The organism is Rhizobium sp. LCM 4573, assembly GCF_001854865.1.
Lineage (GTDB): Bacteria > Pseudomonadota > Alphaproteobacteria > Rhizobiales > Rhizobiaceae > Neorhizobium.
In genome coordinates, this window is the sequence record NZ_MDDW01000026.1 from 346590 (window position 1) to 371228 (window position 24639).

The window sequence follows — 24639 nt, forward strand, 5'->3', positions numbered from 1 at the left end:
GGTGGGAAGGATTTCCTCAATCTCTCGATACCCCTCGCTGACGTGCATGCTGCAGCGGCATGACGCCGTCCCTGTCGGCAAGATTGACGTTCGCCCCGGCCTTGATCAGAAGCTCCACGATCTGCTGATGCAGCYTGCCAAAGGCGATGAGCGTGCGCACCGTTTCAACATGGCTTCGCTCGGCCGCAGGGATCAGCGCCGTGCCCCCATAGCGGTTGGTGCTTTTCAGGTCGGCACCATGGCAATGGTTATTTCGAGGATTTCAAGATGCCCGCGCGCCTGAATAAGGGTTGGGGCTGTCATTGATATTGCTCTTCGCGTTCACGTCCGCGCCGGCATCGATGAGGGCCTTCGCGGCATCGCTCTTGTTGGCATGCGTGGCCACGGCAGCAAGTCAAAAAGGGCAAAGGTGTTTCGCATTGAGGACGCCCCCCTGAAAATACGGCACCGTGTTGTTGCCGCTCTGCCTCCGCCGGTAAGGCAGTTCTCGCGCTCGGTGGAGCGCCGTAGGAAAACCTGGGGGCGGCATGTTGTTGACCATCGAGTGTTGTGGGAAAGCCATTGAGCCTCATGACAGCGGCGATCGATATCAGTATCGAAGGATTGGTGCGCCGGTATCGCGAATCTAAGCTTAGCGACGATCGGGTAACAGGGCGACCGACAATTCCATTTCACGCCTTCGGCCCAGTTCGAGGAAATTCCTTGAAGGAGCATGGCGGGATCGAACATTACGAGGCGAGCGATGCGCGAGGCAGGCGGCTATTTTCCACGTTGGCGGCTGAAGACGGAAGGGCGCATCCTGCCCGAAGAGCGATTGCCCGCGGGGCAGACCATGGTGCTGGGGTTCCAGCATGTCGTCGCAATGTTCGGTTCCACGGTACTCGCCCCGATCCTCATGGGGTTTGATCCGAATGTCTCGATCCTCTTTTCCGGCCTTTCGACACTGATTTTCTTCGTTGCCGTCGGCGGACGGGTGCCGAGCTATCTCGGCTCATCCTTCGCCTTCATCGGTCCGGTTCTCGCCGCAACGGCTGCCACCGCCGGGGCACCAAATCCAAACATCGCTCTTGCACTCGGCGGCATCATTGTAGCCGGTGCCCTTTATGCGCTGATCGGCATCATCGTCATGGCTGCCGGCCATCGCTGGATCGAGCGGCTGATGCCGCCGGTGTTGACCGGCGCAATCGTTGCGGCGATTRGGCTCGTCCTTGCACCGATCGCGATCGCAAGCGCCTCGGGAACTGGTCCGGCAAATCCGGAGGGCGACCAGCTCTCGCGCTGGATCGCCATTCTGACATTCGCGGCAGTCGGTCTGGTCGCGGTCTATGCGCCCGGCATGGCGCGCCGCCTGCCGATCCTCATCGGCGGCGCGCTCGCCTACCTCGCCTATCTCCTGCTCGCCAATGGTTTCGGCCTCGGCACGCCGATCGATTTTTCCAGCGTGGCGGCAGCCCCCTGGTTCGGCTGGCCCCGCTTCACCGCACCGGTCTTTTCTGCCCCCGCGATCACGCTCATCGCCCCCGTCGTCGTCATTCTCGTTGCCGAAAACCTCGGACATATCAAGGCGATCGGCGCGATGACGGGGCGCAATCTCGACCCCTATCTCGGCCGCGCCTTCATCGGCGACGGCGTGGCGACCATGTTCTCGGGCGCTTTCGGCGGCGCGGGCATGACGACCTATGCGGAAAATATGGGAGTGATGGCGGTCACCCGCATCTTCTCCACGCTCGTCTTCCTGGTTGCGGCCGCGGTCGCGATCCTTCTCGGCTTCTCCCCGAAATTCGGTGCGCTCATCCAGACGATCCCGGGACCGGTTCTCGGCGGCCTTTCGATCGTCGTCTTCGGTCTCATCGCGGCGACCGCTGGCCGGATCTGGGTCGAGAACAAGGTCGATTTCGCCGAGCCGCGCAATCTTATCACGGTTGGCGTCGCACTCGTGCTCGGAGCCGGTAACTTCAAGCTCGCCATCGCGGGCTTTACGCTCGACGGGATTGGCACGGCGACGATCGGCGCGATCATCCTCTATCACGCGCTCGGCTGGGCGAAGCGCAACGAAGCGGACCAGAGCACCTAGCCAGCTGTAGGACGATGGAATGCTCAATATTCGAGCTGAATCCCGCCCCGCTTACTGCCATTCACGATTTGGTGAGCTTCCGTGAATTGCTAGTTTTCCCATTTCACGGCTATCAGCGGCCAATCTCGACGAATGGCCGCAACGAGACCTGTCCAGACGTAAGGGGACAGCGGCTATCGTCGATGTCAAACGATCGGGATACTGCCTTGCCAAACCTCACGCGCCGCGCCCTCTTGATTTCAACGCCTTTCGTCCTGTCCGGCTGCGTCAGCGCGGGGCGTGAGACCGTTTCGGTCAAGCCTGTCATACCTGCGGAATATACCGCCATGTATTCGGCAGTCGAAGGCGAGCCCTTCCCCGTTAAGGCCGCTGACCTGAGGCGCGTCGATCCGCAATTCTATCGTCGCGAGGTGGATTATCCGACCTCAGAGCCGACCGGCACCATCGTGGTCGACACCGCTGCCCGCTATCTTTACCTCGTCGGCGAAAACGGCCGGGCACTGCGCTACGGAATTGGCGTCGGCAAGGCCGGTCTGGAATTCGAGGGTGAAGGCGTCGTGCAGTACAAGCGCGAGTGGCCGCGCTGGACGCCGACGCAGGCCATGATCGCCCGCGAACCGGAGCGCTACGGCCCGCTCGCCGGGGGCATGGAGCCGGGCGTTCTCAACCCGCTCGGGCCGCGGGCGCTCTACCTGTTCAAGAATGGGGTGGACACGCTTTACCGCATCCATGGAACGACGGAGGACTGGACGATCGGAAAAGCCGTTTCCAGCGGCTGCATTCGCCTTCTGAACCAGGACATCATCGACCTTTATCGCCGTGTGCCGCCACGCACCCGTGTCGTCGTTCTGCAAGGGCCATCCACAGTGCCTCCGGCAACGGCATAAAGGTAACGAGACGCCTCCAATCTGCCTACTGCTGCCCCTGCCCCGCCGATGCCATATCGTGCGGCATGCTGCGGCTGRCCGCTCCTGTCAGTATCGCGTTGATTTCTTGCGCATGGGCAAGATGATCGAGGACAACGGGTAGGATGGCCGCCGCCAGGCGCTGCATTTCGGCATCTTGACCCATGGAGATCTCCCAGGAGAGCAATTGCACCGTTTTCTGATGGTCGATGATCTGCGCCCTTATGTAAGCAGCATCGAAATCCTCGTCGCTTAACTGGTTCAAGCGATCGCGCACCACCTGGTGATCGGGATCGAGCTCGGTCGGCAGGGGTATCTTGGCGGCCTCCGCCAATTCCTTGAGCTTGGCATTGGCATCTGTATGGTCGCGGACCATCATCTCGGCAAACTGCTTCACGGCATCCGCCTTGGCCTTACCGCCAGCCAGGTTCCCGAAGTCGACTTCCGCCAACCCGCCAGCCGCGGCAAGCTGGGCGAACAGCCTGTCCTGGTTATTGGTCTGGTGAGGCGCCGGAACGCCGGGCTCCGACATCTTCGTATCTGCGCCCATGAAGCCCGGATTGCCGATCTGGGCGGTTGCCGTCCCGCTCAGCAGTGCTACGCCAAGTATGGCAAGATGACGATACATCGGTTCCTCCTCGCTTCTAGAGCGTCAGCAGATATGCGACGAGATCCTTCTTTTCTTGTTCCGTGAGCTTCACCCCGAGCACGAGATTGAAAAACTCGACCGTATCGGCAAGCGTCATCAGCCGCCCATCATGCAGATAGGGCGGCGAATCCTTGATGCCCCGCAGCGTGAAGGTCTTGATCGGTCCATCGGGGAGCGTCACGAAATCGTTGAAGACCTGCCCGGGCCTGTAGAAGCGTTCGAGCTTCAGGTCGTGCATATTGTTGTCCATGAATTCTGTCTGCGGTACGTGACAATCGGCGCAGCGGCCCTTGCCCATGAAAATGGCCTCGCCGGACAGTTCCTGCGGAGTCGCGAGCGCGGGATCGAGCCTGCCGAACGGGTCGAGTTTCGGTGCAGGTGGGAAATCGATGATGTTTTGCATCTGCGCCATCATTGCCACCTGGTTTGGACGGTCCGGAAGATTGACGCCCTTGCGCGTCGCACTGACATGATCGCCATTGAAATAGGCCGTCCTCTGCTCGAATTCGGTGAAATCCTCCACCGAACGCAATGAGCGCTTCGAGCCATGAATCTGCTGATTGAACATTCCCCTGAGGCTTGTCGTGTCGAGCCGGAAACGGCTGGCCTGGGGCCGCACGTCCGGCGTCAGATGAAAGGCGGCGTTCGAATGGAAGTTTGAATGACAGTCAAGACAGGCGACACCCATGCTCTGGTCGGCGACCTTCCTGTCTTCCGTCTGGTTGAACTCCTCCTGCGGGAATGGTGTGAGGAGCAGGCGCAGCCCCTCCATCTGGACCGGCGTGATGATACCGTTCATGATTTCGTAGAAGTTCTTGATCGTCAGCAACTGGCCCCGGGAAACATCCCCAAGTTCCGGATGTGTGGTCAGGAAGATCGGCGGAGGAAATTCCGGCGTGAGATTGTCGGGCAGATCGAAGTCGACGTCGAAGCGGCGAAGGTCACGCATCTCGCGCGCGTGAATCTCGTCGATCTGACGGTTGGGGAAGACCTGACCTCCGGCAGCCTGCTTCACATGCGGCAGTGGCAGGAAACCTTCGGGCAGCAGGTTCCTTTCCTTGATATCGGCAGGCGCCATGTCCGCCAGCTGCTCCCAGGTGGTATCGGCGGGCAGCTTTACCCGCACGCCGTCTTGCACCGCCTTCGTGCCTCCGGACATCATCACATCCGCCATCGGCCGGTCGGAAAGGTCGTAGCGGCGTTCGAGAAGGGCCCGCTGGCGCTCCATCACCGCCGGCTTTTGCGCTTCGTCTATGCGTCTCGCCTCTGAGAAAGGCATGGTGGGCAAAGGTCTGTATGTCGTATCCGGCGGCAAGGGGTCGGACATCGCTCCCACCGCCAGGACGCTGATGCCCGCCAAAGCGGCAGCGCAAAACGCGCCGAATGCACGATATGTCCGCATTTCCCTCTCCTCCGTTCGCAATGGAACTGATTGCTCGAACGGACCGGCGGGTGGAATGTTCCACTTAGCTGGCGGATGACCGCCGGGCCGCAGAAGGTCGGCAGGCTTCCGGGCGCTCGTTCGCGGAGTGATGAGGCGGGTGACATCCAGGTCATTTCCTTCCATAAAGGTTGACAGCAAGGAGGTCCGCGATGAGTTTCAGGCTGCCACGCTCGCTTTCCCAACCGTGGAGTTCAAGCTTCAGTCCGCTGGAATACGAGCTTGCCTCGGAAAGAGCAGATACCCTTGGCCGCCAGGGGCGGAGGGTCGAGGAAGCGCTTGCGAAACTAAAAAGCTGGAGAGCGGAGGAGCCTGCTCACCTTGATCGCGAAGTGCTGGTGAACGACGCGTCCGTTGCGGTGTGGGAATTTTTCATCCAGAGGGAAATCTGCGGCCTGCGCAATACATGCGAAGTCATTGATCGCTATGGGATACCCGGGGAAGTGCTGGTAAGGCTAGGTGCCGCGCGCAAATAAATCGCGAGCTGATGCCTTCCGGACCTGGCTCATAAAGCCCGTTCATCTGCAGGCAAAGTACGTGAAAGCAGGAAAAAATAGCAGCGATCGTCGCCTTTGATGCTCATGGCACCAAGTAACCTCCCATCATCGATTTTGCGGAAGTGATCGATGACAGGCTGGTGGTCATAGACCATTGCGGCGCTGGTCCGGCCGCGATGTTGCAAGGCCTTCAGGGAAGCTACAGGCCCTCGCGCCCAAAGTGCCTTTTGCAAGTGACCGAAGCAGTTGCGGGCCGGCTTCGTTCGCGCAAATTGAGCAAAGCGGAGGAGGAGTCGCACGGGAATATAAGCCGGATCGATCGGCACCAGCCGATAGCCACCTGTTTGGAACAGCAAAGCATCCGCACGCATGTTTGCGTTGAACCGCTTGCCATACCAACCGAGGTTCTCCAGGACACCGTCCAAAGGATGTCCGGTTGGGATACCTTTGCCTTCCCAAAGCCCAACCAGTTCCTTGGGCGGGACGGTTTCCAGGCTATCGAAGTATTCGAGGGCAATCTCCTGGGAGGGCAAGGGGACACGAAGCGGGTCAAGGGAAGCTGTAGCCACAGACATCAACCGGCACCCCCAACCGGTGTGAGGATTTTCCCCGTGCCGCCGCACTCGGGACATTCATTCTCGCCGCGCTTGCCGGTCCCGCCGCACCGCCGGCAGATGTTCTCTGCGGCATAGGGGGTACCTTCAGGTACGATATCGGGATTTGCCGGCTTTTTCCCGTCGCCAATTTCGCTTTCTATCCGCGATCTCCCAAGCTCGATCGAAGCTGCTACTCCAACCTTTCCGGAGAAGCGATGTTCCAGGGACTGCGCAGRCAGAGAGCCGCCTTATGCCATCGTTTCCACGATGGGCATGATCTCAACCAGCTTCTGTTCAGGGTTGCGATTATCGATGATGTCGAAGACCGCATCGAGCATCTTTGGCACGTCCTGGCGCACCATTTCGATGTTCTCGCCGAGAAGCGCTACGAACGGATCGAAGTCGAAGCACCCTATCTGGGGTTTGCGCTCACTGTAGTGGCCCGAGCGGCGTATCCAGCGGATCACCCCTTCAAGGGAAATGGTCGAGTTTACGAACATTCCATGTGGTAGCGCGCCGCGCTTCTCGGCAAGGACTTTTAGACTCTGCTCGGCCTTTTCCGGCGCATAGCCGCAGGCCAGAATAAGGTCCTCTTCAGGCGTGATGCCGATCTCGTGATGGGCTGTTCTGAAACCTCTCACGCGCTCGGAGGTGTTGTGGTCGGTCCCTCGACCGCCCACGAACATGAGGGGCACATTCTGCCCCAACTCCCTCTCGCAATTGGCAAGCACGCGGCGGGTCAGTTCCAACGCTCCCTGGAAGTTGTCGGATATGACGGAGGGCGCGTGCGAGCCTGGCAAATCGAGATTGATGGTCCTCACTCCCGCAGCGGCGCAAAGATCGGTGATACGGTCCGGATCAGTGGCACCCGTGGCAATCACACAATCGACCTGATAGGAAAGCATGGCTCGCGCCGCTTCAATTTCCAGATCGGGATCTCGGCGGGTACAGGTGATGATCGGAAACAGGCCACGCTCGCGTGCCATAGCCTCAAACCGTTCGACGATCGATCCAAAATATCGGTTGTCGTATTTAGGAACGATCATGCCGATGATGTTCGATCGGTCCCGGCGCAGAACACTTGCCTGCATATTCAGCGCGTAACCCTGCTCGTCGGCAATACGAATGATCTTCTCGGCGAGCTGACTACTGATCCGGCGCTTCTTCCAATTGCCGTTCAAGACCGCACTTACGGCGCTGGCAGAAGTCCCGGCCAATGCCGCCAGATCGTAGATCGTCTTTCTCTTTGCCTGACTTACGCGTTTCACGAGTCACAATCTCCTAATCGCGGGTCACCTTGACACCAATGAGGAGAAGTGGCAATTGTTGCTTCATCGATTGAGCAAGCCCGCTCAATCGATGAAGTAAGCAGCCCGAGAGAGCTGACCAGGGAGAACATCGTCGAACCGAACGAAGATTGCCTTCAAGGCTATTTGCAATTTTCAGGTTCTCTGATGTGAGGAGCAGGATGACCGTCAAGGATGTTGACGACCTCCTGAATGGACCAGCTCCCGAGGCACCGGGTGGGCAGCTTCACACCACTCATGGAGGAGACCGATGAGAACATTGAATCTGTTGCTGGCATCTGCCGCAATTTCCGTAAGCCTCGGCACAGCAGCCGCAGCCCAAGAGGCAGCCACCGTTGCCTTCCTGATGCCGGACCAGGCTTCGACGCGTTACGAGGAACATGACTATCCCGGCTTCAAGGCCGAGATGACCAAGCTCTGCCCGGACTGCACGGTTATTTACCAGAACGCCAACGCGGACGTGGCGCTTCAACAGCAGCAGTTCAATTCCGTGATCGCCCAGGGCGCCAAGGTTATCGTGCTCGACCCCGTCGATTCCGCCGCTGCCGCCGCTCTGGTGGAAATCGCCCAATCGCAAGAGGTCAAGGTCATCGCTTATGACCGGCCGATCCCGGACAAAGCCGCCGATTATTACGTGTCCTTCGACAATGAAGCGATCGGCCGTTCTATCGCCCAGTCGCTCGTCGACCACCTCAAGGCTAAAGGTGTGCCGGACGGCGCAGGCGTCCTCCAGATCAATGGCTCGCCGACGGATGCCGCGGCCGGCCTCATCCGCGACGGCATCGACTCCGCACTCGACGCCTCTTCCTACAAAACCCTTGCCGAGTACGACACTCCGGACTGGGCGCCCCCGAAGGCACAGGAATGGGCCGCCGGCCAGATCACCCGCTTCGGCGACCAGATCAAGGGCGTCGTGGCCGCCAATGACGGCACGGCGGGCGGTGCGATCGCGGCCTTCAAGGCGGCTGGCGTAAATCCGGTTCCTCCRGTGACGGGCAATGACGCCACGATTGCGGCGCTGCAGCTCGTCATTGCGGGCGACCAGTACAATACTATTTCGAAACCCTCGGAAATCGTGGCTGCGGCCGCAGCCAATGTCGCGGTCAAATTCCTCAAAGGCGAGACCCCGGAGGCGACCCACACGCTTTACGAAACTCCGTCGCAACTCTTCGTTCCGGCCGTCGTTACTGCCGAGAACATCAAGGCAGAGGTCTTCGACAAGGGCATCAACAAGCCCGAAGAGGTCTGCACCGGAGAATACGTTGAAGCCTGCCGCAAACTCGGCATCATCAACTAATTCCGCATAACCAGGCATCCGGCAAACCAGCCGGATGCCGCCCTTAGTGGAAAGGCCTCCGGCATGGTAGAGAATATCAAAAGCATCTCCGAAGCAGGCACGCCGGTCCTGCGCCTTCGCGGCATCTCCAAGAATTTCGGCGCGGTATCCGCCCTGACCGACATCGACCTGGATGTTCATGCGGGCGAAGTCGTGGCGCTCGTCGGTGACAATGGCGCAGGCAAGTCGACCCTCATCAAGATCCTCGCCGGCGTGCACCAGCCCACTTCCGGAACGATCGAGTTTCGCGGCCAGAACGTCACACTGGACAGTCCCGGCAGAGCGCTCGATCTCGGCATTGCCACGGTTTTCCAGGATCTCGCGCTTTGCGAAAACCTCGACGTCGTCGCCAATCTCTTCCTTGGCCATGAAGTGTCTCCATGGCGGCTGGACGAAGTCGCGATGGAAGTGCGCGCCTGGACTCTGCTTCGTGAACTGGCCGCACGCATTCCCTCCGTACGAGAGCCGGTCGCGTCACTTTCGGGAGGGCAGCGCCAGACGGTGGCGATCGCCCGCTCACTCCTTCTCAATCCCAAGCTCATCATGCTTGACGAGCCTACAGCCGCGCTGGGCGTTGCCCAGACTGCGGAAGTTCTGAATCTGATAGAACGCGTCCGCGATCGCGGATTAGGCGTCATCATCATCAGCCACAATATGGAGGATGTCCGGGCGGTGGCCGATCGCGTCGTGGTGCTGCGGCTCGGGCGCAACAACGGCGTCTTTTCACCGGAAGCGTCCAATCAGGAACTCGTCGCCGCGATCACCGGCGCGACGGAAAACGYTGTCTCACGCCGCCTGGAACGAAAGTCCGGCCTCCACAGCCAGCAGAGCGAGATACCTCATGAGTGAGAACGTTTCAAAGTCGGCGCCGCAGGGCGCACAAGGAATGGCCCTGGATCGGCAGGATGAGCGCGTACGCCACGATCAAGGATTGGGCGCCGCTATCAAGAGCTTCATCGACCGCATAAAATCAGGCGATCTCGGCATGCTGCCGGTCGCCGTCGGTCTGGTGGTGATCTCCATCGTGTTCAGCGCCCTAAACCCGGTCTTCCTTGCACCGAACAACCTCGTGAACCTGCTGTTCGATTGCGCGACTGTGGGCGTGATCTCGCTCGGTATCGTGTGCGTGCTCATGCTCGGCGAAATCGACCTGTCGGTCGGCTCAATGAGCGGGCTCTCCTCCGCCATGATCGGCGTCCTCTGGGTCCATTCCGGCTGGCCGCTCGGCCTTGCGATCGGAGCGGCGCTGCTCACCGGCGTTGCAATCGGCGTTCTCTATGCGGCCCTCTATAACCGCCTTGGAATGCCGAGCTTCATCTCCACACTGGCCGGGCTTCTCGCGCTTCTCGGCATGCAGCTCTATATCCTGGGCCCGACCGGCTCGATCAACCTGCCTTATGCCTCCCCGCTTGTCCGCTTCGGCCAGATCCTGATCATGCCGRATTGGTTCTCCCATACGCTGGCGGCGGTKCCGGGCATTGTCATGGTTATCGCCGGCATTGGCGCGGCGCGCCGGCGCATGGCGGCAAACCTTTCTGCCCAGCCGATCCGCACGCTGGTTCTCAAGGCGCTCGTCCTGACCGCTGTCCTTGAATTCGCGGTCTTCTATCTCAATCTCGGCCGCGGCGTGCCGTGGATGTTCGCCCTCTTCGTCGGCCTCGTGGTCGTCGTGAACTATGCGCTCACCCGCACCCAATGGGGCCGGTCCATGTTTGCCGTCGGGGGAAATCGCGAGGCGGCGCGCCGCTCGGGCATCAATGTGCGGCGCATCTATCTGAGCGCCTTCGTGCTCTGCTCGACGCTCGCCGCGCTCGGCGGCATCCTGTCGGCGTCGCGTCTTGCCTCCTCCAGCCAGCAGGCGGGCACCGGAGACGTCAACCTGAATGCCATCGCAGCCGCCGTGATCGGCGGAACCAGCCTCTTCGGTGGCCGGGGCAGCGCCTATTCGGCCCTGCTCGGAATCATCGTCATCCAGGCAATCTCCAATGGGCTGACGCTGCTCAATCTCAGCTCGTCGCTCCGTTACATGATCACTGGAGGCGTGCTCGCGATCGCCGTCATCGTGGATTCACTCGCCCGCAGATCCCGCGTCAGCCACGGACGCGCCTGATTTTCAAATCTCAGCAGGAGTTTCTCAATGGCCGATCTCATGAAAGGCAAGGTTGCGGCTATCACCGGCGCGGCGTCGGGCATCGGGCTCGAATGCGCCCGCATTCTTCTCTCCGAAGGTGCGAAGGTGGTTCTCATCGATCGCGCCGAGGACCGCCTGAAGCAACTATGCACGGAGATGGGGCCGAATGCCCTGCCTCTAGTGGTGGATCTGCTTCAGCCGGCCGAGGTTTCCGGCATGCTGCCACGCATTCTTGAACTCGCCGGCGATCTGCACATCTTCCACGCAAATGCCGGCGCCTATGTCGGCGGCCCGGTCGCCGAAGGCGATCCCGACACCTGGGACCGCATGCTCAACCTCAATATCAATGCGGCATTCCGCTCGGTTCATGCCGTCATGCCGCATATGATTGAAAGAAAAACCGGAGACATCCTTTTCACGAGCTCGATCGCGGGCGTCGTTCCGGTCGTTTGGGAACCGATCTACACCGCGTCCAAATTTGCCGTGCAGGCCTTCGTGCACAGCACGCGGCGCCAGCTCGCGCCGCACGGCGTGCGGGTGGGTGCAGTCCTGCCCGGACCGGTCGTGACGGCGTTACTTGATGATTGGCCCAAGGCCAAGATGGAGGAAGCGCTTGCCAATGGCAGCCTCATGCAGCCTCGGGAAGTGGCCGAAGCGGTTCTCTTCATGCTGTCGCGCCCGCGCAACGTCACCATCCGGGATCTGGTGATCCTGCCAAACAGCGTGGATCTCTGATCTTCTTCTCGGCGGGTTCCGATCCCGCCGGAACCTTTCCTACAGACAGCGAGAACGTGATGTCGAACAATTCACCCGCACCGACCCCTGCAAAATACATCATCGGCGTGGATGTCGGTACGGGCAGCGCCCGGGCAGGCCTGTTCGACCTCACCGGCCGCATGCTGGGATCGGCAAAGCGGGACATCTCCCTTTTCCGCGAAGCGGGCTCGATTGTCGAACAGTCCAGCACCGAAATCTGGTCTGCCGTCTGCGCGGCCGTCCGGGAAGCGGTTACCCGCTCGGGCGTGGATCCGAACAAGGTAGCCGGGATCGGTTTCGACGCGACCTGTTCTCTGGTCGTTCTTGGAGAGGGCGGACGCCCCCTCCCCGTCGGGCCCTCCGAAGATCCCGAGCGCGATATCGTCGTGTGGATGGACCATCGTGCCCTCAAACAGGCCGAGCGGATCAACGCGACCGGACATCCGGTGCTGCGTTATGTCGGCGGCAGCATCTCGCCCGAGATGGAAACACCGAAGCTCCTCTGGCTGCGGGAAAACCGGCCGGACGTATTCGATGCCGCCTGGCAATTCTTCGACCTTGCGGATTTCCTGACCTGGCGAGCTACGGGGGATCTCGCGCGGTCTACCTGCACGGTGACCTGCAAATGGACCTATCTCAGCCACGAACGGCGCTGGGATCCTGATTATTTCCATAAAATCGGCCTTGGCGTGCTGGCGGATGAGGATTTCGCACGCATTGGCCAGAAGATTCTCGATCCCGGCACGCCCGTGGGAGCCGGCTTGACTGAGCGCGCCGCCGAAGAGCTCGGCCTGCCGGTGGGCACGCCGGTTTCGATCGGTATGATCGATGCCCACGCTGGCGGAATAGGCACGGCGGGCGCCGACGGCAACCCTGATCGAAATCTTGCCTATGTGTTCGGTACCTCTTCCTGCACCATGACCAGCACGTTCGAGCCCGTTTTCGTGCCAGGCGTCTGGGGCCCCTATTTTTCGGCCATGGTTCCAGGCATGTGGCTCAACGAAGGCGGTCAATCGGCCGCCGGCGCAGCCATCGAACAATTGTTGTCCTTCCACCCCGCGACAGGCGAGGCACAGGCCCTCGCTCAATCCAAAGGGCTCTCGCTCCCGGTTCTCCTTGCGCAGCTTGCCGAGGAGAAGATCGCCTCCTTGTCGGATGTGGTGACGCTTGCCAGTGGACTGCATGTCGTCCCGGAATTCCTGGGAAACCGCGCACCCTTTGCCGATCCTCACGCCCGCGCGATCATTTCCGGGCTTGGCATGGAGAGAGACATCGATAGCCTCGTATCGCTCTATATCGCCGGACTATGCGGCATAGGCTACGGTCTCAAGCAGATCCTAGACGCCCAGGAAACCGCCGGCGCCGCGACCGACAGGATCGTCATCAGCGGTGGAGCGGGCCAACTCGACCTGGTTCGCCAGCTTCTTGCAGACACAACAGGCAAGCCGGTCGTCGCCACCCTCTCCGATGAACCGGTGCTTCTCGGTTCGGCAATCCTCGGAAGCGTCGCCGCCGGCCTGTTCCCGAATATCCGGGAAGCCATGACACAGCTATCCGGCGTCGATCGCACCTATACGCCCAGCGGCGGCAAAATCGCTGCGGCGCACGCCCACAGATATAGTGATTTCACGCGGCTTCAGGCACTTGGGAGAGAGTTGAGGTAGAGCACTTCCACGAACATTGATGAGAATCTTCGAAACTCCTCCACTCCTGGAACCGGCGGCAAATCCAGACAGTCACTCTCTGGTGCTGCAAAGCTACCGAATGCATCCGGCGAAGCCAGCGTTCCTCATCTACGTTACATCTCTGACTCGCCTCTAACCGGTGAATAGTGTACGGGGACCACCACGGTCAATGAATTAATCATCCATGGGGCAAAACGTGGTCTTTTCATTATTCTCGAGGAAGCAAGCGCATCCACAAGCACCGGATCCCGTCGAAATTCCAGAATGGGAGCGAGAGGGATGGTTCACTGGTAAGGACTTCACGTCAGATTGGACATCAGATAATTTCCCTGGCTGGGTAACCTTGTTAGGTCCACTTAAGCAATCCAAGATTGACATGCTTGAGATCGGCAGCTGGGAAGGACGATCTGCGGTATTCTTTCTCCGTTTCTTACCGCAAACCCATATTACATGCGTCGATCCGTTCACCGGGAGCCCAGCATTCCACCCTGGAAATGAGGCCTACGCCGATGTCGCAAAGGCTGCGCACTTTCGGTTCGACCGGAATACAGCAGAATTTGGCGACCGCGTGGAGAAAATTGTTCAGCGTTCGGTTCCGGCACTGGACGCACTGGGACAACAAGGGCGAAAATTTGATCTAATCTATGTCGATGGAAGCCACGAGGAAATCGACGTTCTTGCCGACAGCGCTCTCGCTTGGCCGTTATTAAAGGAAGGAGGAATCATGATCTGGGACGACTACGAATTCTCCCATCCGAGAGCCCAACCAAAGATCGCGATTGATGCATTTTTAAAGGCCATTGCAGAACATTGCGAGGTCGTAATGCAAGGGTATCAAATGGCAGTCCGCAAGCTTTAAGCACTTGATAGCCGCAGCCTGCCGGTGAGATTGACAGTTCTGAAGCAGCTGTCTACCTTTCCGAGCAATCAGATTTTGGGGAACGTTATGGGTTTGAGAACTATGCTCGGGCTAAAAGAGCCCTTCCACGTCCGACAGTCGCGGCTTGCCACAGCTCTCGAGACATCGGCAGAATTGCCTGACATGACGTTGTTTCAGAACCGCATGATCTCCAATCATGTGCGGGACCTGACTTTTGTTGATGTCGGGGGACTTTGGGGCACGAATAATGAGAAGGTTACGCTTGCACTTCAGTCAGGCGCCAAGACGGCGACGATGGCCGACATGCAGGAGATGGATAATGAGTGGTGGCAAGCATTTCGCAGGCGCGCAGCTCAGTTGAACGTAAGCGGATATGCTGAAAAGCTTGTTAATCTTGATGATCCCAGGGTGCATGAAAAATTGGGAACGTTTGATTTCGTTCACTGCTCGGGTATTGTGTACCACGTGCCTTCCCCCTTTTATACCATACAAAGGCTAGCAAGCCTTACTAAACGGTATCTTTTGCTGGGCAGCATGGTCGTACCTGAGGTAATTGTGACCGAAAGTGGCGAGCTCCGGTTTGATGGCGGGCAGATGATCTACATTCCTGCGATCGGAGATAGAGAAAGAACGATTGTCGCTGAGCATTTTAATGGCGTCAGCCTTTCGGTTGCTCACATAAACTTAGCGTCAAACGAACATTTCAGCCGAAACGGTGAGATCAATTATGGTCCTTGGTGGTGGCTCTACTCCAGCAAAACGATGAAACGAATGCTCGAGGACATCGGTTTCAAAGTGATCGAACATGCGCCAGCTTGGGAAGGGCGCTCGCATTATTTTTTCTGCGAGAAAGTTTAATTTTGACAATGGCGTCGGCATGACAACCCGCCGGCGCCTTAGCATAAGGATTAGCATAGTACTGACCTGAAAACTATGCGTGGCTAATGACTTTCTGCTTCAGAGCGTTTGTGAGAAGGTGACAAACGTGACTTCAATCCCACTCCGGCGAGACGTCCACGGAATCGTCAGTAACTAGCGTGATCGCCTAACGAGGCTGCCTCATACCCGTAATCCGAAAATCAGTACAAACTGATCGCGCGGTTTCCGGCCTGTCTGAGTGAGGGAGCATCATTGAAAAAGAACGTGATCCAACGCTCTCCGAATATTACCTCGTCAAATTCCACATGCATTCCGGAAACAACAATGCCCTTCGATGCTCCGATTGCCTGGCGGTTTGCAAAAGTGTTCGTAACAAAGAAACCATTTTTTGACAGATGATAGCCATTTTCCCATTGATAATCAGAAAAATCTTCCACTAGCAGTTCCCTGCCGACATGCGAAAATATTTTATTCTCTGAAATTGAATCTTCCCAAATTCTTGCCATATCGCCCGATGCTCTGAATTGACCGAAACGAATGCTACTTATCGGGAATTCGTAGAGGTAAACATTGGATGGTGCTGGAACCAAGGCAGTGCAACGACCAGTAACCCAGGCATTCAGTCGAGTGTTTACCGCGTATTTGTCCCAATAAAAATCCATATTTACATAGCTTATATCTCCTAGATTAGAATTAAAGAAGCCACCAGGGATATTTATATGAAGAAAAAACTTCTCCCTATAATCGTTTATACCTTTACATGAAAAATCCAGATATACCCCTCTTTTTGTCAAGAGGATTTCTCCTCTGCTTGTATCAAAACGTGCGTAGACGCTATTACCCTCAATTCTCTCCGGGAATACATGTGTATATCCAAATAAAGCCAATAATATTGCCAAAGGCCCAATGAGAGATGTCCGATTTGAAAGAACAATATTTAAAAAACCTACGCATACGGGGCCAAGAAGAAGRAGCGCCGACACGTGCCAAAGAACGTAATTCATATGTGTGTGTATATATGAATGGCCCTTTCCAACGATAAACCAGCTTATACTTGCTATAACAGAGCCTATAGCTAGCGCAGAGAGCGCGCAGACATCATGCCAATTCTCGCGTTTTAAACGGACAAGTAAATAAACACCCGACGACACAACTATAAGAATTATAGGAGTAATGGTACGGCTAGCATTTAGAGATAGGAAATCTGTTGCGTTAATCACAGGTGACCCAGCCCAATATGTCTGCAGAATGGGCGTCAGGCCTGAATTCAATGAATCAGCCAAAATTCCGGTGTCAGCAGTCGCTGTTCCATAAGACCTATACGCAATACGGGAGAGAATGTCAGATATGCTCGCAAAGATAGAGCCTTGATAGAAAGAGTTTTGTATAACCTGCAGAGCCATCGCAGCAGCGAGAGCTACACCTAAGCACGTAACATGCGCAGCAACATTGATCAGTATGGTCTTTACTGGATATTTTTTTCTTATGAGGCCATAGGCTAGGATAATTACGATAGATCCGCCTATTGCTGTAATATATTCTAACCCACACAAACATTTAATAAGAAACAGGGCGCCGATGACCGCGATAGCTTTTCTATAGTGGATGTTTAGTCGATCTACGTTAGTAACGTAGTACCACCATGCCGCAACGATAGGCAGGAACCAGGTAAACGGCACCCAATAAAGGTTTCGCGCAAACACAGTTAGCCACGGCGAAAACACCAAAAAAGGAAGACCAATAATCGTACCGGATAGCCCGAACTCTTGCCTAAAAAGAACCAGCAGGAATGCGAGCGTTGCGGCAAGCGATAAAGCTGTAATTATTTGTAGTAAATCAAAGCGTTCTTTTCCCGGTAGACCCATACTTTTCATTACAAAGTTGGCAAGCGAGAAAATATGTCCTTGCAAACCGAATTGTCCGCTATAAGCGAAAAACCTGCTCTCCGGAGCCTTTTGGTCAGACAGGTATAAATCGTAGACCTCATTAATTCTATTATATGTATTTTCCCCCTTGACCATAAGAAGACTGCCGGATGAGGATAATTTCCGATCGGTCTTTTCGATCAGCCGCGCCACCACCAACGCTTCACTATCTCTTTGGTGATGATAGAACCATTCGCCGTCAGCCACTTTGTAAATATTTAGATAGAACCCAGCAAATAATATCATCAAAATCGAAGTAAAAATTGCGCAACTTGAAATTCTTGAGGTGAACGTTTTCATAAGTTTTGTTCATATGTTATTTTGGATTGTATTTTCCGCTACTGGCAGCGAGCGCCTGCTTCAGAACAGCGAATTTTGCACCAGCGCTGCTGATCTTTGTGGGCGTTGCCTCCCCTTTTGGATAGCTGCGCCGGACCGGAATTTCACACGTTCGGAACCCTAATTGTCCCGCCCTCACAGTCAAATAGAAAAGTAATTCGTAGTTTACGAAGACGCTCCGAAATGGAGCGACATCGGGGTCAGTAAGATAGCGTCGGGAATAAGCACGATAGCCATTTGTCGTATCAGTGAACCAACGACGCCCCGCAAGACTCATAAGCGGAGCATGGATAAGTCTGTTCCCGATTGTCCGCTCCAAGGGTGTATTCTCTGCCTTGCCCCCGCGCCGGTATCGTGATCCTTGGACGTAATCATATCCCTCTTCCAGCTTGCGCGCGAACTCCGCGACGGCTTCAACATTATCCTTGCCATTTCCGTCAATCGTAACAATGCCTTCATAACCTTCGTCGATGCACCAGGCATATGCGATGCGCAACTGAGCGCTTAGCTTACCAGGACCGGTCTTAGTCAACAGCGCGCGTACATTTCTACTGACAAGATATTCTTCACCCAGCGAACCGTCCGTAGAGCCGCCGTCAGCCACTACCACATCAACGGGAAGAACAGCCTCCTTGATACGCTGGAGTTGCCCGCGGATTCTCTCCCCCTCGTTAATCACGGGAATGACCAAGACATATTTGTGTCGACGTTCGAAAAAAATTCGACTGTTATAAGCAGGAATATCACATGATGTTTCCCTTGCACGATGTTCAAAATTTGCCTTTGTCATTCAGAATCCTGCACAAATGGGACGGTCGGCCGCCTGAATACAACATATTTGCTAAGCAAATAACTTATGAAAAATGAGAATCCGACGGCAATCATCAAAGTTTGTAACGCCTGCGAGGACTCTTGGAAAACAGTTGCCTCTAAAGCGACGACCGAAGTGAGTCTAACCAGCAAAGTGATTAGGACAACCAGAATATAGAGGAATCCTCGTTTCGGGGAAACGTGTGCTTCCGACACGGCAAATGTCCAAAATTCGTGTAGAAAATAGTTCACCAACGCGCCGGCCATAAAACCAAAAATTGAGGCGATGACAAGGGTCAACCTAGCAAATGTTGTTAATGCCCACGCCAACGATATATCTACGCCTAGTCCAACAAGAGCAACAACAAAGTACTTGATGAAGTCTGCACGCAAGATAGACGACATCACGCCGCATCCTCTTTGCTGCTCTGGCCTCCCGCGACAAAATTTTCGTGTGCTTCCCGACATTCGGCGCGCGTGGTTCTTACAAGGTCGAACAGATCATAAATATTGTCGATCTTTCCACCCAGAATTGATGTGACTCGCGACAAAGAGGGAAGGCGCTGATAAAGAATAGGGCGGCCGTCATCATCTTCATTTTTGAGCAGAACGGTTTTCACATCAAAGATCGAACGAACCCACTCTGCATCAACCAGACATGGCATATAACGCACTCCGTCCAATATCATATGTCTGTAGCGACTCTGAGGAGTTACATCGCGTGCTATCGCATAGGGCGAGCGGGCGGCTGTCTTGTCAGTCCAGCTTGCGTGAGGAGTATATCGAACGTGAGTGAGGGAATATAGATTTTCAGCTGGATATGGCATAATTGAGAGAAACGGCCCATCCATTATCGTAACGCCATAGCCTGCCAATTGATGAGGTGGACGGACAAGGGCTATTTCCGCCAGTTCATGTTTCAAATTTGCTTCTGGTAGTCCACCTGAACGCAAAATACTGTTAATTTGCGCATAGCTAACATTGAAGACGTGTTTTGCTGTAATCACCTGGCCATCTGAAAGCCGCGCAAGTACCTGATATGGCATTTCCGTTATCGAGAGAACCTCTGTATTTAGTTGCACATCAATCTTACATTCTTCCAGCCGGCTGGACATATGAGTACGCAAGACTGAGTAATCAAACGCATGTTCGGTGCAAGTGAAAACCGCTTCAATCATTGACCCATCAAAAAGCGTCTGTTGCGCCGCAGTAGCAGGAGCAATAGGTGCTCCTATATCCTTGTACATGCGGTAGAATCGTTTAGCGGAGACCTTCGAGCGGCGCCTTGCGATGGCATATAGCATCTCGAAATCGCCTACCACAGCATCGGGGAAATCGCGCGCAAACCGGCGATGCAATGCCATCGATTTCACTGCCGTCAGAACACTTCGAGGATAGTGGAAACCCGTATGAACTCGTGCCTGATTCACGCGCGAGGCGCGGTTCATAAGTGAATCACCCGCTTCTACAATCATTATATTGCTGGATACGGATTTTAGAAATAGTGCAAGACTGCAACCATAAAATCCGCCTCCAATAACTAGATAATCGACGGACTTCATTTGTCTCGGCCTACGGCTACATCATTACTTTCCAAGGGAGGGTGAGTTGCCGTTGCAGGCGGCACCCAGCTTTCGACATCCACGTTCAATTGATGGAAAACCTGCCCAAACATATCGACTGCACTTTGTTCGCCAACGATGTAGTCAGAAGCATCTTCTGTTAGTGCCTCGATGATTTTTTGTAGGCCGATCGCCAACCCAAAAATAGCACAGGCTAAAAATGCTGCAGTCAGGCTTAGTGCCAAAGATGTGGTGAACCAGCCCGGTTGAACGCTCTCCAGCGTCAACCACACTGTTACAGCATAGAAGGCAAATGCCGTGGCTCCAATCATGACGAGCAAAGAAAGCAAGGAGACAAGCGCCAGAACACGAGGAGCTGAACTTACAACCAACTTTTGGATCAAGCCAAGCCTTCGCCCAACCTCCTGAAATGGGCGCGCGCGTTTCCCGTTCCCGGGCCGAGTCAGCCATTCGACGGAAAGGGCGTTATCTACTGGCGGGAATCGTAACGCCAATTGCCGGTTGGGATGTGCGAGTATCCGATTCAACAGAGTACGTGGGTAAGCCGTTGTTAACATATCTCTGTCATCAACGCGGAAACCGGCGCTGCGCCCCAATGCGACAAGAGCGGGATTGACAATTCCATGCTGTTCTCGCCTGCCTATGATGATGACGTTACGCGAATACGCTTCTTCCATCATGAACAGGGGATCGAACGTGGAGAGTTCATCTGGAACGGTCAACAGCACCACGTCGCCAATCGCCTCAGATGCTATTGCAACTCGAGATCGGTAAAATGGAGTACCACTGCGGATGCTCACGAGGCGCAGGTTTGACACCTTTGATAACAATATGTCAGCGTTCCACATCGCGTCGGCGGGTACCGCAACAAGTATTTCCCAATAACGGAACCTCTCAGAAAGTAGCAGGCTCAGCCGGCCAAGTTCGTCAACGTCGGGAGCATCAATAATCTCAGCAGTGCAGCAGACAGAAACGAAAATATCTTCCCGAGGAGGAGCCTTCATCACGCATTCCTTCGCTGTATTTCAGCAACGGCGCATCGAAGTGTAGTGAGGGATCGGTCAAGAGTCGACAAGGCGCTGACCATCGTGGATTTCATCTCTATGGAATACCAGCCTTCATAACCGACATCAGACAGAGCTGTGATAACGCGGGCTGCTTGTCCAGCATCAGCTGGAGCCGGAGCAAGTTGCGGTTCGCTAAAATGGACATGGCTTATTCTCGTTGCCGCTTTCTGCGCGAACGCTTCGATGTGGTCGAAGTCCCCGTTAATGTGCATGGCACCAACATCAAGAATGATAGAAACCGCGGGGTGATTCAACCGTTCCACGAATAAAAACACCTCGTCAGCCGTATTCAGGAAGTTTGTGCCGTAAGCTGTTGGGTTGAACTCTATGCCGAGTCGCGTCTTGGCTGTATGCGCTAGATCGCCAAGCTCATGAAAAACCTCCAGGGCTAGAGCTGCAGCCTCATGTTGCGTAATATCTGCGGGTATATTACGCTGACGGGGTGAGCCAAAAACAAGGTTTGGTATAGAGAGGCGTTCCGCGAGCGAAATGGCTCGCTTCATTCCATCGCAGAAGCGAGCCCGCCCGGGATCGCTTTCAAATAACGCTGCCCCCTCACAACCGAAGAGAAGTGACTGCATGGATACGAGCTGCAGACCCGCATCGTGCGCAATTTCACATGCCTCTGCGATTTCGTCATCCGTTGGCTCAAAAGGATCTATGCTTTTATCAAGGAACAATGCCGGTGCGATTTCCAGGCCATTGACATCGTGCGCTTGGAGCAGTGAGTAGGCTTCCTCTCGCACATGGACGGGCCACGCTATGTTCGAAACGGCAAGCTTCATTACTGCGCTTTCTCATTAGCGAAAAAGTCTTGCAAGCGGCTCAGCACTTCGCTCGCAGTTGAAATATAAGGCCCTCCGTGTCCCCAAAGGGCGGCATGCCGCGTGCGCATGTCTTCGCCATGCAAGCGAGCCTCTGTTGGCGGCATTTCTTCTCCAATTAGTGCCTTGTAGACATCCTTCGCTACAAGAGGCTCCGGCGCGAGGTGAACAACAGACAAATGAGCCTGCATCGCGACCTGGATATCCATCCAAAGCCTTTCCATCCCATAATACTGAAAACGCGTGTCGGGATTCGTGAATTGAACTGCACTCAACCGAAGAGCCGCAACTTCCTTGTCGTAGAATGCTCGTAAGCCGGAGTTTTCAAGCGCATTCCTATCGATTATCATGAGTCCAAGCTCTATATTTAGCCTATAAATCTTGGGCAAATAATCTCCGAGCGGGGGCGAAAGGCGCTCTTGTAACTCCTTGAAACGGGCTTGTGGGAGCATGGTTGGCATTGGATTCAGAATATCGAATAAAAAGTTCTTCTTTAATCCCGCGCCAAATAACGCAGGTAAGCGAACGATCATGCAGTTTTCGAAACGCGTCGTACAATATTCTTCGAGTACGCGGCGATTGCGGCCATAGGACAACACAGTCTGAAACGAAACTGTGCTTTCGTCGTCTCCGGCTTGAAAATCGTTAAGTACAGCGATCGTGGAGATAAGGACAAACTGCTTAGCCGTTATGCCCGACAAACTCGAAATCAGAGATTTTATCTGGATTTCATCCCTTTCCGGGAATTTATTTGCCTCAAACATCGATCCTGGTGCCGCAGCGCACACCACTAGTTCAAACTGCTTGTTCTTCGCATCCCGTATTGTGCGGCTATTATATGAATTTGTGAACGCATGTTGCTTTAACAGGTGGCCTCCGACAAAGCCCGTATTTCCAATGAGCGCGTCCACCGCCATGTTACTTCCCTAGGTTAAACTTAAATAAGGCCATTCGTTCGTGAATAGGGGCTCAGTCATTTCACCACCATATCATGTACTTGGCGTCCTGAGCCTTTTATGATATTCCGCAGCTATGGTAGGCACCAGCATCCCTGGTCTCACGGTGGGCACCACACGATTAACTCAAGACAGCCACTTTCTCCGTCTCCGCGTCATCGTCAGAGAGGAACTGATAGCTGTAGAGGCGGTGATAAAGGCCGCCCTTGGCCAGTAGCTCGCGCTGGCTACCCTCTTCGGCAACACGCCCCTCTTCCATCACGATGATCTTGTCGGCCTTGGCGACCGTCGATAGGCGATGCGCAATGACGATCGTAGTGCGCCCCGTTGTCAGCCTCTGCAAGGCCTCGTTGACAAGAGMCTCTGTTTCCGAATCGAGGGCGCTCGTCGCTTCGTCGAGAATGAGGATTTGGCTATCGCGCAGCATGGCTCGTGCGATCGCAATGCGCTGCTTCTGACCACCTGAAAGATTGCCGCCATTGTCACCTACATTGGTGTCATAGCCCTTTGGAAGCGTCGTGATGAAGTCATGCGCATTCGCTGCCTTTGCGGCTTCGATGATCTCCGCCTCCGTTGCACCAGGCTTTCCAAGTGCGATATTGTGCATGATCGTGCCCGCGAAAAGGAACGTATCCTGGCCGACATAGGACATGCGCTCGCGGAGTGAAGCAAATGTCACGCCACGAATGTCGACGCCATCAACCTCAACCGAACCCTGGGTCGGGTCATAGAGTCTGAGGATGAGGTTGATGATAGTCGACTTACCGCTGCCTGAGGGACCGACCAGTGCCGTCATTTTCCCCGCAGGGAAATTGAGGTCGATGTCATGCAGGATAGCGTGGTCGCCGGAATAGGCAAAACGAACCGCCTTGAAATCGATTTGTCCCTTGCCGAACGGCAGGGCGACGGCATTTTCGGCTTGGCGCAGGGTGATCGGATGATCGAGAACCTCGAACATCATGCGCACCCCGGTGAGGCCAGCCTCGATGCCGATGCGCATCCGTGCCAGGCGCTTTGCCGGCTCGTAGGCGAGTAGCAGCGCCGTTATGAAGGACATCAGCTCGCCGGGTGTCCCACCATGCTCGAGCACGAGGACTCCGCTAAGTGCTATGACGCCGGCGATCGCAAGACCCGAAAGCGTTTCCATGATCGGGCTAGTCGCCGATTCCAGTCGCACAATGCTGTTGGCGCGCTTCTCGACATCTGAAACCGCCTTGTTCATCGAGACCGCCATTTTATTCTCGAGCGAGAAGGTCTTGATGACGCGGATGCCGATGACGGTTTCCTGAACGATCTGGACGATCTGCCCGAGCGAGGCGAGTTCAAGCTCCATGATCCTGCGGACCCGCTTCAAAAGCAGCGTCACGCCGATAATTGCCATCGGCCCGATAACGAGCGAAACCAGGGAGAGGATCGGCTGCTGGTAGAACATTACCGCGATGAGACCGAGCAGCGAGAACAGGTCGCGCACGAAGGACGTGACGATCGTGTCGATCACAGCGCGGGCGGCCTGGGCATTGTGCGTCACGCGCACGAGAAGCTCGGAGGCGGGCATGTTCTGGAAGAACGAGACGCCTTGCCTAAGCAGATGGTCATAAATGCGGCGCTGCTGTTCGGCTACGATGCTGTTGCCGGCCTGGCCGAGATAGTAGCCCTGGATGAAGGTTGCTATGCCCTTGACGATAAAGATCACTGCGACGGCGGTCGCGATGTTCATGACCCTTCCGATGTCTCGCGAGACCACCATTTCGTTGACGATATCGCGCATGATCCATGCGCTGAGCGACGTCATGGCAGCAGTGACGAGCATCGCCACAGTGGCGATCGCATACCATAGCGCATGCTTCTTGAAGTTTTCCCGAAGCAGGCGCAACAACAGCCCTCTATCGAATGCTGATAAGCGTTTTCGGAGCATTTAAATACCTTCTTGCTCTTGCTTCCGAACCTGGATGCATCGCCTGGCGTAAAACCCACGTCCCAACGGATGTTTGTCCGCCGT

General features: G+C 55.7%; 23 protein-coding genes. 10 read left to right on the forward strand and 13 right to left on the reverse strand.

The window, feature by feature from the left end; translation table 11 throughout:
* Positions 1 to 16 precede the first annotated feature (16 nt).
* Entirely contained in the window at positions 17 to 160 is a 144-nt protein-coding gene (locus LCM4573_RS28415; protein ID WP_206744583.1) for a hypothetical protein, read from the reverse strand.
* Between the two features lie 582 nt (positions 161 to 742).
* On the opposite strand from LCM4573_RS28415, the gene LCM4573_RS20730 reads away from it, so the two are divergent.
* Together LCM4573_RS20730 and LCM4573_RS20735 are read left to right on the forward strand one after the other, a co-directional pair.
* Positions 743 to 2074 (forward strand): solute carrier family 23 protein, encoded by a 1332-nt coding sequence (locus tag LCM4573_RS20730; RefSeq protein WP_071008254.1) that lies wholly within the window; start codon positions 743 to 745, stop codon positions 2072 to 2074.
* Positions 2075 to 2280: 206 nt separating this feature from the next.
* A complete protein-coding gene (locus LCM4573_RS20735; protein ID WP_071008534.1) occupies positions 2281 to 2961 on the forward strand; it encodes a L,D-transpeptidase in 681 nt (226 codons plus the stop codon).
* A 25-nt stretch (positions 2962 to 2986) separates the two neighbouring features.
* Here LCM4573_RS20735 and LCM4573_RS20740 read toward each other — a convergent pair whose 3' ends face one another.
* Both LCM4573_RS20740 and LCM4573_RS20745 read right to left on the reverse strand, forming a co-directional pair.
* The gene (locus LCM4573_RS20740) at positions 2987 to 3607 is read right to left on the reverse strand and encodes a DUF4142 domain-containing protein (protein WP_071008255.1); all 621 of its coding nucleotides are present in this window, start codon (positions 3605 to 3607) and stop codon (positions 2987 to 2989) included.
* 16 nt (positions 3608 to 3623) lie between these two features.
* Positions 3624 to 5030 (reverse strand): cytochrome B6, encoded by a 1407-nt coding sequence (locus tag LCM4573_RS20745; protein ID WP_071008256.1) that lies wholly within the window; start codon positions 5028 to 5030, stop codon positions 3624 to 3626.
* 191 nt (positions 5031 to 5221) lie between these two features.
* On the opposite strand from LCM4573_RS20745, the gene LCM4573_RS20750 reads away from it, so the two are divergent.
* The gene (locus LCM4573_RS20750; RefSeq protein WP_071008257.1) at positions 5222 to 5545 is read left to right on the forward strand and encodes a DUF6665 family protein; all 324 of its coding nucleotides are present in this window, start codon (positions 5222 to 5224) and stop codon (positions 5543 to 5545) included.
* A gap of 29 nt (positions 5546 to 5574) precedes the next feature.
* Here LCM4573_RS20750 and LCM4573_RS20755 read toward each other — a convergent pair whose 3' ends face one another.
* Positions 5575 to 6141: a DUF4334 domain-containing protein gene (locus LCM4573_RS20755; RefSeq protein WP_071008258.1), complete on the reverse strand. Its 567-nt coding sequence runs from the start codon at positions 6139 to 6141 to the stop codon at positions 5575 to 5577.
* Positions 6142 to 6410: 269 nt separating this feature from the next.
* Positions 6411 to 7430 (reverse strand): LacI family DNA-binding transcriptional regulator, encoded by a 1020-nt coding sequence (locus LCM4573_RS20760; protein WP_071008259.1) that lies wholly within the window; start codon positions 7428 to 7430, stop codon positions 6411 to 6413.
* Between the two features lie 289 nt (positions 7431 to 7719).
* Here LCM4573_RS20760 and LCM4573_RS20765 point away from each other — a divergent pair, with 289 nt between their 5' ends.
* The 7 genes from LCM4573_RS20765 to LCM4573_RS20795 all read left to right on the forward strand — a co-directional run bounded on the left by LCM4573_RS20765 (position 7720) and on the right by LCM4573_RS20795 (position 15115).
* The gene (locus LCM4573_RS20765) at positions 7720 to 8766 is read left to right on the forward strand and encodes a sugar ABC transporter substrate-binding protein (RefSeq protein ID WP_071008260.1); all 1047 of its coding nucleotides are present in this window, start codon (positions 7720 to 7722) and stop codon (positions 8764 to 8766) included.
* Between the two features lie 63 nt (positions 8767 to 8829).
* A complete protein-coding gene (locus LCM4573_RS20770) occupies positions 8830 to 9654 on the forward strand; it encodes an ATP-binding cassette domain-containing protein (protein ID WP_071008261.1) in 825 nt (274 codons plus the stop codon).
* Positions 9647 to 10915: a sugar ABC transporter permease gene (locus LCM4573_RS20775; protein ID WP_071008262.1), complete on the forward strand. Its 1269-nt coding sequence runs from the start codon at positions 9647 to 9649 to the stop codon at positions 10913 to 10915. The genes LCM4573_RS20770 and LCM4573_RS20775 overlap by 8 nt, the downstream gene beginning before the upstream one ends.
* Before the next feature lie 27 nt (positions 10916 to 10942).
* Complete coding sequence (locus LCM4573_RS20780) at positions 10943 to 11671, forward strand: SDR family oxidoreductase (RefSeq protein WP_071008263.1); 729 nt, start codon at positions 10943 to 10945, stop codon at positions 11669 to 11671.
* Between the two features lie 59 nt (positions 11672 to 11730).
* Positions 11731 to 13356 carry an FGGY-family carbohydrate kinase gene (locus LCM4573_RS20785; RefSeq protein WP_071008264.1) on the forward strand — a complete coding sequence of 542 codons (1626 nt, stop codon included), beginning with the start codon at positions 11731 to 11733 and terminating at the stop codon, positions 13354 to 13356.
* A 205-nt stretch (positions 13357 to 13561) separates the two neighbouring features.
* Complete coding sequence (locus LCM4573_RS20790) at positions 13562 to 14236, forward strand: class I SAM-dependent methyltransferase (protein WP_071008265.1); 675 nt, start codon at positions 13562 to 13564, stop codon at positions 14234 to 14236.
* 183 nt (positions 14237 to 14419) lie between these two features.
* Positions 14420 to 15115 carry a methyltransferase domain-containing protein gene (locus LCM4573_RS20795; RefSeq protein ID WP_131819000.1) on the forward strand — a complete coding sequence of 232 codons (696 nt, stop codon included), beginning with the start codon at positions 14420 to 14422 and terminating at the stop codon, positions 15113 to 15115.
* A 221-nt stretch (positions 15116 to 15336) separates the two neighbouring features.
* On the opposite strand, the gene LCM4573_RS27970 is transcribed toward LCM4573_RS20795, so the two are convergent.
* The 8 genes from LCM4573_RS27970 to LCM4573_RS20835 all read right to left on the reverse strand — a co-directional run bounded on the left by LCM4573_RS27970 (position 15337) and on the right by LCM4573_RS20835 (position 24555).
* Positions 15337 to 17361, reverse strand: a complete 2025-nt coding sequence (locus LCM4573_RS27970) for a hypothetical protein (RefSeq protein WP_131819001.1) — start codon at positions 17359 to 17361, stop codon at positions 15337 to 15339.
* 16 nt (positions 17362 to 17377) lie between these two features.
* The gene (locus LCM4573_RS20805; protein ID WP_071008268.1) at positions 17378 to 18190 is read right to left on the reverse strand and encodes a glycosyltransferase family 2 protein; all 813 of its coding nucleotides are present in this window, start codon (positions 18188 to 18190) and stop codon (positions 17378 to 17380) included.
* Positions 18187 to 18615: a GtrA family protein gene (locus tag LCM4573_RS20810; protein WP_071008269.1), complete on the reverse strand. Its 429-nt coding sequence runs from the start codon at positions 18613 to 18615 to the stop codon at positions 18187 to 18189. The genes LCM4573_RS20805 and LCM4573_RS20810 overlap by 4 nt, the downstream gene beginning before the upstream one ends.
* On the reverse strand, positions 18615 to 19772 hold the full coding sequence (locus LCM4573_RS20815; RefSeq protein WP_071008270.1) for an FAD-dependent oxidoreductase: 1158 nt from the start codon (positions 19770 to 19772) through the stop codon (positions 18615 to 18617). Before LCM4573_RS20815 ends, LCM4573_RS20810 begins: the two co-directional genes overlap by 1 nt.
* Positions 19769 to 20797, reverse strand: coding sequence for a hypothetical protein (locus LCM4573_RS20820; protein WP_071008271.1), 1029 nt, complete (start codon positions 20795 to 20797; stop codon positions 19769 to 19771). The genes LCM4573_RS20815 and LCM4573_RS20820 overlap by 4 nt, the downstream gene beginning before the upstream one ends.
* The gene (locus LCM4573_RS20825; protein WP_071008272.1) at positions 20797 to 21645 is read right to left on the reverse strand and encodes a sugar phosphate isomerase/epimerase; all 849 of its coding nucleotides are present in this window, start codon (positions 21643 to 21645) and stop codon (positions 20797 to 20799) included. The genes LCM4573_RS20820 and LCM4573_RS20825 overlap by 1 nt, the downstream gene beginning before the upstream one ends.
* Entirely contained in the window at positions 21645 to 22601 is a 957-nt protein-coding gene (locus LCM4573_RS20830) for an NAD(P)-dependent oxidoreductase (protein ID WP_071008273.1), read from the reverse strand. The genes LCM4573_RS20825 and LCM4573_RS20830 overlap by 1 nt, the downstream gene beginning before the upstream one ends.
* Before the next feature lie 160 nt (positions 22602 to 22761).
* Entirely contained in the window at positions 22762 to 24555 is a 1794-nt protein-coding gene (locus LCM4573_RS20835; protein WP_071008274.1) for an ABC transporter ATP-binding protein, read from the reverse strand.
* Positions 24556 to 24639 lie beyond the last annotated feature (84 nt).

Bases quoted from the DNA above. Each gene is read 5' to 3' on its own strand.
- LCM4573_RS20745 (WP_071008256.1), bottom strand. From the start codon at position 5,030: ATGCGGACATATCGTGCATTCGGCGCGTTTTGCGCTGCCGCTTTGGCG.
- LCM4573_RS20750 (WP_071008257.1), top strand. From the start codon at position 5,222: ATGAGTTTCAGGCTGCCACGCTCGCTTTCCCAACCGTGGAGTTCAAGC.
- LCM4573_RS20755 (WP_071008258.1), bottom strand. From the start codon at position 6,141: ATGTCTGTGGCTACAGCTTCCCTTGACCCGCTTCGTGTCCCCTTGCCC.
- LCM4573_RS20780 (WP_071008263.1), top strand. From the start codon at position 10,943: ATGGCCGATCTCATGAAAGGCAAGGTTGCGGCTATCACCGGCGCGGCG.
- LCM4573_RS20785 (WP_071008264.1), top strand. From the start codon at position 11,731: ATGTCGAACAATTCACCCGCACCGACCCCTGCAAAATACATCATCGGC.
- LCM4573_RS20790 (WP_071008265.1), top strand. From the start codon at position 13,562: ATGGGGCAAAACGTGGTCTTTTCATTATTCTCGAGGAAGCAAGCGCAT.
- LCM4573_RS20795 (WP_131819000.1), top strand. From the start codon at position 14,420: ATGACGTTGTTTCAGAACCGCATGATCTCCAATCATGTGCGGGACCTG.
- LCM4573_RS20805 (WP_071008268.1), bottom strand. From the start codon at position 18,190: ATGACAAAGGCAAATTTTGAACATCGTGCAAGGGAAACATCATGTGAT.
- LCM4573_RS20810 (WP_071008269.1), bottom strand. From the start codon at position 18,615: ATGTCGTCTATCTTGCGTGCAGACTTCATCAAGTACTTTGTTGTTGCT.
- LCM4573_RS20815 (WP_071008270.1), bottom strand. From the start codon at position 19,772: ATGAAGTCCGTCGATTATCTAGTTATTGGAGGCGGATTTTATGGTTGC.
- LCM4573_RS20820 (WP_071008271.1), bottom strand. From the start codon at position 20,797: ATGAAGGCTCCTCCTCGGGAAGATATTTTCGTTTCTGTCTGCTGCACT.
- LCM4573_RS20825 (WP_071008272.1), bottom strand. From the start codon at position 21,645: ATGAAGCTTGCCGTTTCGAACATAGCGTGGCCCGTCCATGTGCGAGAG.
- LCM4573_RS20830 (WP_071008273.1), bottom strand. From the start codon at position 22,601: ATGGCGGTGGACGCGCTCATTGGAAATACGGGCTTTGTCGGAGGCCAC.